Here is a 13932-nt window from a genome sequence, read left to right on the forward strand (position 1 = left end):
CACTGTTGATTCTTACATTGCCGTTGATCATCAAACAGTCAACTCAGAGAGCGAATGGTTTCTTACATCACCGGCAATCATCTACCTAATCTTGCGGGCCATCTATCCGAAACGCTGAAGAGTCACACTCCGAGTGATCCGATTCAGTCACAAACTATATTGATTCCTAACCGGGATACAGCAAAGTGGTTACAGCTTCACCTATCCGTGAAACAGGGAATTGCTGCAAATTACCGTTTTCTGATGCCGGCTGAATGGCACTGGAAGCGAATACGGGAGGTCTGTCCCGAATTGCCAAAAGTCTTGCCCTCAGACCCTGAGCCGATGAAATGGACTCTCTTTGGCCTGTTGAGTGATCCCGATGTACTTAAAAACTTTAACAGGCTCTACAACTACATCTCTGCCCAAAGTGATGATATGAGGGAGATTGCTACATTGAAGTTGAGCCGGCAGCTTGCCTCGGTATTTGATCAATATCTGATCTACAGGCCTGAAATGATTTTAAAATGGGATAGTGGCAAAAAAGGTAAGGGTGATGAACAGTGGCAGGCGGAATTATGGCAGTTGATGAACCGGAAATGGCATCGTCTTTTTGATAAACCGGTTGCTTATCACAAAGCCAAGTTGTTTGAAATGGCTGAAAAGGAGTTTCAGTCAAGAGAAAATCTTGCCGATTCACCGCTTTTTATTTTTAATCCCGGATTGATGCCGGCTTCCATTATTCGGTTTCTAAACATTTACTCTGCAAATCATCCTGTATTTCTGTTTCAAAACAGAGTTACTGAGAATATTCATGAAGCCTATGACTGTTCACTTCTGAACTCACTTGCAGACGAAACTTTGAGTGTGGATTCAGTGTATCGACACATTCAAGATAGCGAGCAACAGGATTTTCGTGAATATAAAACTGATACACTGCTCAGCAAGGTAAAAAACAGTATTACGAAGAATCTAAGTGACAAGGATACAGAACACACGGACGTTGATTCAACCGTTCAGATCCGATCCTGCCACAGCCCGTTGCGAGAGATTGAGACTCTGCACCAATTTTTGCTTGAACAGTTTGAATCCGATCCGTCATTAAAACCGGATGATATTCTGGTGGTCACTCCCGATTTGGAGCCTTACGAAAAGTTGATCGACGGCGTGTTCGGTGTGCAAGAGGAGGGGATTCCGGCCATTCCATACCGCACGCCTTCATCAGGTATTCAGGAATCGATGCAGGTGAAAAACACCTTTCTGGATTTTCTTAATCTGCTCACGTCAAGATTTCAGTTTGATGAGGTTTTTGACCTGTTTCAGTCCAAACCAATTTTAGAAAAGTTTGACCTGACGCAGTCGGATGCTGCGAAAGTAAAAGAGTGGCTGGAAGAGAATTATGTTATCTGGGGAATTGATGATCATCACCGGAGAGAGTGGGGACAGCCTGAACAGAATACTCATACATGGCAACGAGCCATTCAGAGAATTTGGGCCGGTGATCTGATGGGGGGGCACGACAATGGCACTCTTGGGTTTGACCGATATGATGGAATTCAATCGATCACAGACAGGGAAAGATGGGCTGTATTTATGAAATTCTTTGGGTTATTGGCAGAATGCCGTGTTGAGGTGAAATCACCTAAACCCGGCGGGCAATGGTGTGATTTATTGTCTAAATGGGCTGTAAATCTCTTTTCTGACAAACTAATGAGTGACGGAGCGGGGTACGTGCTGAATTCGGCCATTGAGTCGCTTAGAGAGCAAATAAGAAATTCTGTTATCAACGATAAACTGCCCTTTAGGGTAATACTGGCTGAATTGATAAAAGAGCTTGAAAACCGGTCCGGGAGGTCCGCCAGGTTTACAGATGGAGTGACATTCAGCAGTATGGTACCTGTGAGGGGGTTGCCATTTAAGGTTATTGCGATGATTGGACTGAATGAGGAGAGTTTTCCGCGAATGCAGAATGCACCCGATTTTGACCTCATGAATCAAAACCCAAGGATTACGGAACGAGATCGAAAGAAAGAGGATAAAGCTCTGTTTCTGGAATCGGTCATGGCAGCGGGTAAGGTGCATTACTGCAGTTTTATCGGCCAGAGTAAGGTGGATAACGAACACCTGCCCCCGTCGCCGGTTGTGAGTGAATGGATTGATTATTTGAGCCGAATTACCGGTTTCAAGCAGGAGGAGTGGATCAGGCACGAAGCGATATCCGGATTTTCTCCCAACGCGTTTAAAAATGGTAAATTCTACTCCTCTCGTTATCATGAAGCCATGAAATCAGCCGGTGCAGAGTCGGCGGAGCGAGTTGGCGGCATGAAATTTATATCAAAAAAAGGTGAGATGGGATCGGGATCAGACATAGAGCTACGTGACCTGATCAGTTTCTATGCAAAGCATTCCGATTGGTTTCTCCGCAATAAGTTTGATGCAAGCCCGCGAGATCCGCAAGATGAGAGAGACGAGTTTGCACTCAATAACCTGGAGAAGCACCTGCTTTTTCTTCAGATCTTCACATGGCGATTGTCCGGCATAAATTCCGATTCCATTTTGCCGGTCGTTCTGGAGTCCGGAATTCTTCCGGAAGGCTGGGGCGGACGAAAGATATTAAATGAATTGAGCGGAGCCGTGGACAAAGCGCTGAGTGTTTTACATGATCTGAATATTGACCCTGAAATATCTTATAAAGAAGTAACTATTCATATAAAGGGTAACATTTTAAATGGATCTATAGAGAATTTTTCGAAGAATGGTTTGGTGCAGATTAATCCATCCTCTGCCCGGGGTGACAATCTCTTTAAAGCGTGGCTGAACCATTTAGTGTGGCAGGTTTTTGATAGGGAGAATAGAAGTGAATCCCGCTTCATCTGTGAGCTCAAAAAGGGAAAGCCAAGGGTGTTTGTCTTTAGCTCGTTAGAGGAGCCGGAAAAGATACTTGAGAAATATTTAACCAAATATCTCGAATTTGATTTCAAGCCATTAAAATTTTTCCCAAATGTAATTCAGAATTATCTGGAAAAGAGTCCTGAAAAGGATCAGGAAAAAGCCATTTCGGCAGCCAAGGTTAAGTTTGAAGGGAATGAGTTCTCACCATTTGCCGAACGGGATAAGCTCTCAGTTAAACTCCTATACGGACCTAATATTGAATTCTCGGATGATATGGTTGATGAGCCTTATTTAACCTGGATGAATGAGATGCATCACTACATGAAGGAGGAGAAGTAATGTCGAAAAAGCTGGAATCAATTTATGATCTGAAGTGGGAAGCGCGGTCGATTATTGAGGCGAATGCGGGAACCGGGAAAACCTACACCATTGTAGGGCTCTTTTTGCGTCTATTGCTTGAGAGAGAACTGAAAGTGGATGAAATTCTGGTTGTAACTTTTACAAATAAAGCAGCATCAGAGCTCAGAGAGAGAGTTCTGGAGTCCCTTCGAAATGCTAAAAAGATGTTACTGGGTGCGGATGATACAGAGGATGCATTTCTCACCGAACTTGTGAAAAGGACGGATGATAGAGAAAGGGCTGTAGATATTCTAAACCAGGCGATTCTCAATTTTGATGAATGTCTGATCTCCACCATTCACGGGTTTTGTCAGAAGGTTTTGAAGGAGGAGGCGCTGCTGGCCGGATCAGCTTTTGATGCGGAGATCTCCCGGGAGGATAGCGAGCTCGAAGAGGCCACAGAGGATTTCTGGAGAGAATTTACAGCGGAAAACAGTGACTCAGAAATTGGTCAGTACAAACTGGAAGTGCTATACAGTTTTAAAAGAAATGGATATGATCCTATACATCCGGAAACATTGAAACGATTTTTGACCGATCTTTTCAAAAAGCCGTATGCGGAGATTGAGGGAGAGAGGATGGAAGATGTGGATGGCTATCTGACTGGCGTCTTAACTCTGCGGGATAAAATGAAGACGAGCTGGGAGGAGAACAGAGATTTTATAGTTAATGAATTTCACGACAACGATCTTAGTCGGTTTAGTCAGCATGCTGACAGTCGGATTAATAAGATGGATGAGTTTCTCAGCACTTCGCTCATAGATTGTGAGGTAATCTCACAGTTAACCTATTTCTGCTGGAGTTATGTTGACGACGATTCAAATCTGACAAGCAAGGGAACAAAAAAACCTCAACATTGTGACTTTTTTGATCTGGCTGACGAGTATGCAGAGCTGATTTCAGATATCGACAAAGTGAAGACTACGATTCTTCTGGAAGCTTTTGAACGTATTACAAAACGGCGAAGTAAACTTAAATCAAATTCAGAGACATATAGTTACGATGATCTATTAATAGAACTTCGAGATGCGCTTACCGTTGGGAGTAATCCGGATCTCCTCGCCCGAAAGCTGAGGAGTCGATACTCTGTTGCGCTGGTGGATGAGTTTCAGGATACCGATCCGATTCAGTATGAAATTTTTGACAAAATTTATCCGGCTACCTCTGTCGATTCTTCTCTGCTGATGATCGGGGACCCCAAGCAGGCGATCTACACATTCCGGGGCGCAGATGTTTATGCATACCTGAAAGCCAAGAGTGAATTAAAAGGTGACATACACACACTTCAGGACAATTACAGGAGTTCGGAGGGAGTTATTGAGGGAGTCAATGCTCTTTTGGAATTTAGTGAGTATCCTTTTTTAGATGAGCAGATCACCTACAATCCATCAGGTGTAGGCAAAAAGGGTCTTAAGGAGCAGTTTATGAAAAATGGTGAGCCGGTTCCGGGGATCCATTTTACGTTGTATGAACCGTTACAATCGAACAAGGATCAACTGCGCAGTTATGCTGTGAATCAGACTGTTGCGGAGATTAGTGAGATGCTGGAGAGTTCCGGCTTGCAAATTATGGATGAGGAGAGTGAGGTAATGCGGGCGGTACGACCCGGAGATATTGCCATCCTGGTTTCCAGGAACAGCGATGCAGAAAAAGTAAAACGGGAGCTGAAGAAAGTAGGGTTAAGTGCGGTCACCTATTCCAGGGAAAAAGTATTTGAATCATTCGAATCCACACGTGTTAAGCTATTGATGGAAAGTGTGATGGATCCGGAAAGCGGAAAAAAAATGAACAACCTTTTGGTGTCCGGATTTCTCGGGTTTGACGGTGAGAATTTGAGCAGTGAACTGGATCGTGATGAGTTCATAGTCCGCCTTTCTGAGACACTGAATCATCTGAATGAGATCTGGTACAAACAGGGATTTTACACAATGCTGCGCCATCTGCTGTTTAAGTACGAATCTCTTCATCACTTTTCTGAACAGCCGAATTCGGAGAGGGTCCTGACAAACCTTTTTCATCTGGCCGACCTCTGTGCTAAGGCAGAGCAGGAGCATGCATTCTCCATGAGGGAACTTTATCACTGGTTTCTGGATGAGATGAAACGAGCTGAGGATGACGATGAGAAAACTCAGCTGCTGGAGAGCGATCAAAAGCTGATCAAAATTCTGACTGTGCACACCAGCAAGGGCCTGGAATTTCCGATAGTATTTTGTCCGTATTTGTGGGAAGGAACCCGGAAAGAGAATGGGACTGAATTTAATGAGTACCATGATGAGAATAACCGTCTGAAGATCAATGTTGATTTTCGGAAAGAGGGCAGTCAGGAAGCCGTTAGAAAAAGTATGATGGAGTCGGTTGCCGAAGAAGTTAGGAAGACGTATGTGGCGATAACCCGTGCCAAATATCAGTGCCGGATTATTTGGGGAAGCCATTCAGAGTCTCATCTTTCAGGAATGGGTGGAATTCTTCTTGAGAAGATATTCCTTGATGAAAATATCGATAATAAACTGGGGGATAATAAGAAGCATATTAGTTCTACAATTTTTATAGATAGGATTAGCGACTTGCACAGGAAGAATTCCGAGTACATTTCTTTACAGAAGGTTTCCGAATATCAGAAGAGGGAAAAACCCGTGAGGCTAGTTGAGCAGTTGGAATCGGTTCCTGAGTTTAAACCGTATAACGGACCGGAAAGGTTACCGGCCGGAAGGCGATTGGAAAGTTTTTCATCACTGAATACACATGGCGGTGATACGGGTGAGCAGGATTATGATCAGACTCTCGACAACTACGTATCATTTCTTGAAGATGAAAAGAAGATGGGTGAACGAACTATTTTCACCTTTCCCAAAGGAGCCACTGCCGGTACCGCTATTCACAAACTTTTTGAACATGAGGATTTTGAATTTGCCACAGCCGATCAAACCGACCTGATTCCGATTGCGGAGCAGGTATTGGAGCAGTACAATTTTGATCAGAAGTGGTCGGGCGTACTGCAGAAAATGATGCGGGATGTAGCAGCTTCTGATATTGGGGATTTGAAATTGAAAGAAGTGGGGCGTGATGATGAAATCCGTGAAATGGAGTTCCATTTCCCATCATCAGAGACGGAACTGGAAGAAATCCTCAGCATCATCCGACAAAGCAGCTCCGGATATATCAAAAAGGGTGATGTACAGAATTACCTCACCGGATTTATCGACCTCACGATTCGTCAAAATGGGAAGTATTATATACTGGACTACAAATCGAACTACCTGGGAGATCAGGTTGAGGATTACAGCCCTGAAAAGTTGAAACAGGAGATCGAAGCGGCCCATTACGACGTGCAGTATCATATTTACACAGTAGCGCTGAAAAAATATCTTGAGACTCGTATTCCGGATTTTAATTATGACGAAGATTTTGGCGGTGTGGCCTACCTTTTCGTGCGAGGAATGAGAGCAGGGTCTGAGTCGGGTGTTTGGAAGGTTAAACCGAATAAAGATATTATCGACCGGCTTGAGACCTATCTGACAGCCACTACAACGACTGCGGAGGTGAAGTAATGAGTACACTTTTTAATTGGTATAGAAGCGGTATTTCGGACGGATGGATTGAACTTTATGAACAGGAGCTGGTTCGATATCTCGAAGCTGAATATGGAAATCTAACCGATACAGAGCGGTTAATTGCGGTGTTTACGTCACTCTACCTGAAGGCGGGACATGTGAGTTTACCGATCGGCCAGTCACCGGCAGAGTGGGTCGGACATCTCGATTTGGATGGTGCGGCCTCATCAGGGTTGCCTGCTGAAAAATTTGATCGATCAGAGCTAGATAAAAGCCGCTTGGTGGGTATTGGCAGAGAGGAGAAGCCTTTTATTCTGCATGGCGATCAGATCAGTGTTCGCAGATTTTTCATGTATGAAAATCGAATTGCCGACTGGATTTCATCAAAAAGTGAGAAGTCGTATCAATTGGCGCCGGATTTTCCGTTCGAATTCTTCCATTCACTGTTTGAGGAGGATAAAGAATCGCCAAACTGGCAGCAGGTGGCCGTGGTAATGTCTTTCATCAAACCGTTTTTGATTATTTCAGGCGGACCCGGTACCGGTAAAACGACTACGGTTGCAAAGATTTTGGCAATGAAAATGGTGAGTAGTCATGAACCTCTTCGGATTGCCCTGGCTGCACCCACGGGTAAAGCCGCCGGACGAATGGCAGAATCCCTGTATCGTGAAATGGATCAACTGAATGTGCCGGAGGAGAAGCGATCACAACTTCCGGATGATGCAGCAACGCTTCACCGTCTGCTCTACGGGCTGGATCGGGGCGGACTTTTGCCCGATCCTGAAAAGAAAAAATTACGCTACGATCTGATCATCGTGGATGAGGCGTCGATGATTGACTTGAATTTAATGCACCGATTGATTTCACACATCGGGGAGGGGACTCAGTTAATTCTGCTGGGTGATAAAGATCAGCTGGCTTCGGTTGAAGCTGGATCCGTATTTGCTGATCTCTGTCGGAAGCCTGAAAACGGATTTTTGAAGGAGACTGCAAAACTGATTAAACAGCTAATGCCGGATACAGAACTTCCGTTGAAGGAGCAGTCGGTATTGAGTGATTCCGTTCTCTATCTGACTAAAAGCTACCGGTTCGATTCAGAAAGTGGAATTGGAAAGCTGGCTGCGTTAGTTAAAAGGGGAGAACCCGACGCAGAAGGGATGAAAACGGTGATGGATGGGAGTAGTGAATTAAGCTGTGAAACGTTTAATTTCAGCCGAGATAAGCTGGAGGAACTGGCAGGAAATCTTGCCGAAAGGGTAAAAGAGGTACAAAATATTCGGGATGAGAGAGCTCTACTGGACTTCTGGAAACGATCGGCGTGGTTAACGGTGCTTCGGCGGGGGCCGGAAGGGAGCCGGGAGCTGAACCGTTTGGTGGAGAAGATCCTGATACTTCAGCGATCGGTGCAGCCCGAAAACGGCTGGTATCACGGCCGACCGATTATCATTACCCGAAACAGTTATTCGCTGGGTGTATTTAACGGAGACATGGGAGTTTGTCTGCATGATGGGTCGGGCGAGTTACGGATCTATGTGGAATCGGGATCGGAAATCAAGAAGCTGCAGCCAAGCCGCCTTACCGATTATGCCCCTGCCTATTTTCTGACGGTTCATAAAAGTCAGGGCTCAGAATTTAATCACGTCAATCTGCTTCTGCCTAAGCGGGATACACCGATACTAACGAGGGAGCTGCTTTATACGGCTATTACCCGCGCCAGGAACAGCTTTACCCTGTATGGAGAGATGGGATTGTTTGCGAAAGGAGTATCCCGGCAAACAGTGAGATATACCGGTTTGAAGAATTTAGTGGAATAGATTATTGAAGCATCAGGTTTTTTCATAATCTGATCGATCATTCTGCTGTGATATGATTCAAATTTATTAGATAGGAGTTGCAAGAAATCTCAATTATAAGAGTTGGCTGGACAAGTTCAGAATGGTTTGTTTGTAAAGCATTGAATAACTTAAATATTCCGTTCTTATTTGATGGAGTCTTGTGCCTTAAATTTGATAGAGGTGGTCGGTGTGGATAAAACAGTACAAAATAAGATTGAAACTCAGTTTCTTAAAACGGTTCATCGAGATCGGAAAGTAAAAAATGCTTTTTTACTGGTGCATTCTGAATCTCATGGAATTCATATAAATCTATCCCATGGTTCCAAAGACAGTTCTTCTTTAAGTACACAGCAGCCACACTATATGGCCAGTTGCGGTAAACTCTTTACAGCGACGATTTTTGGTCAGTTTCATGAACGAGGTGACGTATCGTTTGATGATAAGATCAGCAGTTACCTGGATGATGAGTTGATGAAACAGTTGCATCTGTACAAAGGAAAGGATTATTCCGGTGAGATTGAGATCAGGCATCTGCTGAATCAAACATCCGGTTTGCCGGATAATTTCTATCCTCTCTTTGATAAATTACTGGCTGACCCGGACTTTAACATAACACCAAGAGAAGCGGTCATATGGGCGAAGGAGAATCTTACTCCCTCAGCTCCGCCCGGAACAAAATCGTACTACACCGACACCAATTATCACCTGCTTGGATTAATTGCTGAAAAGGTGACGGGTGCTCCTTTTCATTCAGTTTTAAGCAGTATGATTTTTGACCCGCTTGGAATGGACCACGCATTCATGCTTCAGGTTTCTGAACCAAGAAAAAAATCGAGTGATCGGGTGGCCGATTTTTACTTCAAAAAAAGACGGTTGAATGATCTGAGGGGATTCTCGGGTATTGATTATGCCGGAGGCGGAGTCGTGGCTCCTCCTGAAGAGCTGTTAATTTTTATGAAAGCGCTGGTAAACGGGGAGATTGTATCGGGTGAAACGCTCGACTTGATGAAAGCTGATAAAGCAAACCTCTTTCCGAATTTTGAATATGGATATGGGATCTGGCAGGTGAAACCGATTCCGCTCTTGATTCCTGAGAAATTAAAATCATGGGGAGTGTTGGGGGCAACAGGTGCATTTATGTTTTATCATCCGAAACTGGATATATATCTGATAGGAAACTTCAACCATTCATCTTACAAACAGAAGTGCGTACGATTTATGTTTAAAGTGATAAATTTGCTCTGGAAAAGTAGAAATTGAAAAACCGCCGGATTACTCAGGCGGTTTTTGCGTCGATTTGATGTAGTAACATTGCAGGTTAGTTCTTCTCCGTAAGGGAGCATGCGTCATTTCTTCTTCATAAAGTAGTAGACAATCGCTGTGATGATGCTAAAAAAGATTGCAGCTACCGTCCAGACTGCCTTTTCTCCGGTTCCCATTCCGGGCTGTTTGGTCCAGACTTCTACGATTACGTAAATCGCACAGATTAGGGCAATAATGCCGGCCAGAGTTTCCATAAGCTTTGAAGGGTTTGTTTATAAGTTAAAGTCCTTCAATGTAGTAAGAAGTATTGGGATTGCAAATAGTTGTTAAAAAGCTTGGTTTCGAGCCGTTTAAATCAGAATTGAAAATTCCCAGCCGGAAGAATTTGTACAACTATTTTCCGATAGAGAGAACTTTTACGGGATCTGTTTTTGCCGCAATGCGTGCCGGCAGCCAGGATGCCAGAGCACAAAGCAGAATAGTAACACCGCTGACGATTACGAAATCCAGCAGGTGCGGCTCAACCGGAGCGGTACTCATGTAGTAGTTCTCTTCGGAAAGCGGAATGATTTGATAATTAACCTGAAGCCAATAGAAAAGCAGGGATATACCAATTCCAATGATCAAGCCGGATGCAGCAACAAAAAGTCCTTCAAGCAGAAATATTTTTCGAATCGCTTTGCTTTTTGCACCGATCGTTTTCAGTATTCCAATATCCCGGACCCGTTCCAGTACCATCATCAGAACCGTCCCAATCAGGTTGAAAGCTGCTACAATAACCATAACCCCAATGACGAGTGGAATGGTCTCTTCCTGCAGATCTACCCAAGCAAAGATGTTGCGATAGCGCTGATAAACACTCTCCGTGATATATGGAAATTTGGTTTCATCGCGAATGGTTCGATAGATCGGTTCTATATCATCAATACTGGCTACGTTGATGTCGAATGCACTGGCCTGGTTCTGTCTGAATTCAAAAATTTGGCGGGCTGACTCTATCGGGATCAGGGCGAAATTGTCATCAAATCGCGCAATGCCGGTCTGGTAGATACCGGTCAGCCGAAACTGCTTAATTTCAGGTGTGTTGAGGGGAGAGGGCATCCCATCGAGGGCGTAAACGGTAACCCGATCCCCCACAGAAGCGCCGATATTTCTTGCCAGGTCAGACCCGATAATTATTCCCGGAAGACCCGATTCGGTCATTTTCAGGTTGTATTCTCCCTCACTAATGAACGACCGGAGCATGGTCACATCACCCTCCTCGGGCACACCTTTGATGCCGCTGCCGCTAACATCTCTCGATGCCTGTATCATTACCTGACCAAGAATAACCGGTTGTGAGCGTTCTATGCCGGGAATATCATCCATAAATACCTGTAGTGTATCTGCCCGGTTCATCGGCTCATTCAGAAATGTGTGAACCGTAATGTGAGGTGCAAATCCTACAATTTTTTCGTTGATGGTAGATTTAAAACCGTGAACAATGGAGAGGGCAATCAGCAGGCCGGCCGAGCCTACAGCAACCCCGGCAATGGCCATGATCTTAATAAATGAGAGAAATCGGGATTCCCTTTGATTTCCTTTAAAATATCGGCCAGCAATGTACCAGGTAAAATTCATGAAGAGCTGCCTGAAAAATTAATAATGATCCGGATTCTAACTGATGAAATTGTGATTTTGTTGCTCAAGTATAAGAAATAATGAGTTTCAAAAGAGGGTTCGATTTTGGAACTCCGGTTGTTGATCTACGCAATTAAAAAGAAGAGACACGAGTCTATTTCGTGCCAGTGTCGTTACTTTACCTTGCCTGCGTAAGCTCTATCAGTTCGGATAAATTCACATTGAGCTCTTTAAATGCCTCAGCATGAATGTTCACCCAACGGTTGATCTCATTTCGATCAAACTGCTCTTCGATGGCATATTGAAAAGCGGGCAACATCCAGGAGGCGTACCCGCTATACGGATCGGGAGAGGCGTAGATCGACTTAAGCCAGGCGCTGTACGGCATTCCCTCCTCAACGATAAAGTTTCGTTCGAGTTGAATCAGTTTCTGATTGATTTGAGCTACATTCAGCTCACGATAGTCAGACGCAGAGAGGCCGGAAAGATTATCAGATAACCGGTTGACCAGCTGCTCCATTTCACGGAGCTGTTCTCGCATCGGTTCAGGCTCAAAAGAAAGGTCTAACTGCCCGGACTTTTCTTCAATTTCATTGAGATGAGTTGTTAGATCTTCATGATAGCGTTCAAAATCGTAGGGGAGAAGATCCGCATTTGCAAACCTAAGGGATATGGTTCCGTAAACCCCTCCAAGTGCCGGACCGTAACTGAACGTGCTGTCGAGGTGCGTTTTGTAGTAGTGGAAATTATCGTAATTGGAGTGGTAAACCGGCGACCATTGCGACATACTGATGCCGGCGGACGGAACTCCAATGTGCATGTACAACCCCACATGATCAGACCCTCCTCCAAGATTTCCCAATGATGGAGAGTCGTTATCTCCAGTCCAGCTTTCGTAGAGGCTCAATGTGGTGTCAGGGTGCTGAACAACTTTGGAAGCTTCAATAATAGGCCTTTTCAGTGAGGGAGAAGAGGATGCCCCAAACGAGGGTCCGGTTACTGCTGAGTCGGCATTTAAATAGAGTACGGAATTAGCATTAAGTTCTTCCGTAAGATGTTCGACCCATTCAGATGATCCGATCAACAGGTACTCTTCGGCATCCCAGTGGGCAATCATAATACTTCGTTTGGGCTGAAATCCATTCCCGGCCAATTCACCCAGAACATCAGCTACAGAGAGCAGCATGGCCGTACCGCTATTCGGATCGATGGCTCCAAATCCCCAAGCATCGAAGTGGCTCCCGATAATAATCCACTCATCGGGATATTCGCTTCCCTCCATTACTCCAATCACATTGGTGATGGGTTTCAGTTCAGCAGGCTGATCTACAAAAATGTTGACTTCAAGAGGAGATTCGCTTGTCATACGATAGGTAAATGGTAAGCCTCCTTGCCAGTTTTGATTCGGCACAGGGGTTCCGTCCATCTGTTCCAATATTTTTTGAGCAGAGGCGTAAGGCAGCGGCGCGATCGGGATGGTATGAAAATCTACACTTTCCGGATCGAGCCGTTCAATTTCAATGTTTCCATCTATTGGCAGAGCCGGTTCAAATGGAGTAAGTGGATCCCCATAATACTCTGTTGTAAGTGCAGAACCCCGCTGTATGGTACTTTCGTTGATGAACTTATCCTCAGGGTAGGCGGGACCGTTCACATAACCGCCGTTTGCCGGATCAGAATAGATGATCAATCCGATCGCTCCATACTCTTCTGCATACTTGGCTTTGTAGCCGCGGAAATTTCCGCCATACCGGGCGATGACAATCTTGCCCTCAACTGTAACTCCGAGTTCATCAAGCATTTCAAAATCCTGTTTGGTGCCGTAATTTGCATATACAACACCGGCTGTTACGTCTCCTGATCCGCTGTAGGCATTCCAGCCGTGATGAAGCCGTTCATCCGCGCTATACAAATCTTCCTCAAGGATGTACTCTTTATTGTTAAGTGGTTCTCGCTTAGGGCGAACAATTTCAACCCGGACGTCGCCCGGCTCCGGCAGCCAGACATCGTAATCGTAGTGATCAACATGCCATCCCGATTTCTCCATTGACTCGGTCATATAGTCGATCACTCGCCGATTCTCTTCTGTTCCTGCTATATTGGGTTCCCGGGTGAGGCGGTAGAGGTGGTCCCGGTACATTTCCGGTTTAAGCGCCCGGATCAGTTTCTGTTCAAGCTCAATCTGCTCTGCAACCCGGTCTGAAGAGAAGCCATCCAGGTGATTTGGGACAACCGGCTGACTATAAACAGAGGCTGACAGTGTGGTAAAAATGAGGAAAACTGCGCGAGAAATTTTGTAAATGATTGAATGTATCATGGAGCAAATTGGAGGTTCATATAGTTGACTCAGGAAAGTGGGGAGTTAAGGTGAAGAATGCAAGAGCCCGGAGCGC

At 44.9% G+C, this 13932-nt stretch carries 7 protein-coding genes; 4 read left to right on the forward strand and 3 right to left on the reverse strand.

Annotated features, from left to right (window positions below; translation table 11 throughout):
- Window positions 1-54 precede the first annotated feature (54 nt).
- The 4 genes from BG260_RS05730 (at window position 55) to BG260_RS05745 (ending at window position 9916) form a co-directional block, all read left to right on the forward strand.
- Window positions 55-3210: an exodeoxyribonuclease V subunit gamma gene (locus tag BG260_RS05730; RefSeq protein WP_069131002.1), complete on the forward strand. Its 3156-nt coding sequence runs from the start codon at window positions 55-57 to the stop codon at window positions 3208-3210.
- A complete protein-coding gene (gene recB / locus BG260_RS05735) occupies window positions 3210-6818 on the forward strand; it encodes an exodeoxyribonuclease V subunit beta (RefSeq protein WP_069131003.1) in 3609 nt (1202 codons plus the stop codon). The genes BG260_RS05730 and recB overlap by 1 nt, the downstream gene beginning before the upstream one ends.
- The gene (recD, locus tag BG260_RS05740; RefSeq protein ID WP_069131004.1) at window positions 6818-8635 is read left to right on the forward strand and encodes an exodeoxyribonuclease V subunit alpha; all 1818 of its coding nucleotides are present in this window, start codon (window positions 6818-6820) and stop codon (window positions 8633-8635) included. The genes recB and recD overlap by 1 nt, the downstream gene beginning before the upstream one ends.
- A gap of 210 nt (window positions 8636-8845) precedes the next feature.
- Window positions 8846-9916, forward strand: a complete 1071-nt coding sequence (locus tag BG260_RS05745) for a serine hydrolase domain-containing protein (RefSeq protein WP_069131052.1) — start codon at window positions 8846-8848, stop codon at window positions 9914-9916.
- A gap of 86 nt (window positions 9917-10002) precedes the next feature.
- Here BG260_RS05745 and BG260_RS13895 read toward each other — a convergent pair whose 3' ends face one another.
- The 3 genes from BG260_RS13895 to BG260_RS05755 form a co-directional block, all read right to left on the reverse strand.
- Window positions 10003-10173, reverse strand: a complete 171-nt coding sequence (locus tag BG260_RS13895; protein WP_083750119.1) for a PLDc N-terminal domain-containing protein — start codon at window positions 10171-10173, stop codon at window positions 10003-10005.
- Between the two features lie 139 nt (window positions 10174-10312).
- Complete coding sequence (locus BG260_RS05750) at window positions 10313-11539, reverse strand: ABC transporter permease (RefSeq protein ID WP_069131005.1); 1227 nt, start codon at window positions 11537-11539, stop codon at window positions 10313-10315.
- Between the two features lie 178 nt (window positions 11540-11717).
- Window positions 11718-13856: a M28 family peptidase gene (locus BG260_RS05755; RefSeq protein WP_069131006.1), complete on the reverse strand. Its 2139-nt coding sequence runs from the start codon at window positions 13854-13856 to the stop codon at window positions 11718-11720.
- Window positions 13857-13932 lie beyond the last annotated feature (76 nt).

It is taken from the genome of Rhodohalobacter halophilus, from assembly GCF_001715195.1.
In the GTDB taxonomy this organism is placed as follows: domain Bacteria; phylum Bacteroidota; class Rhodothermia; order Balneolales; family Balneolaceae; genus Rhodohalobacter; species Rhodohalobacter halophilus.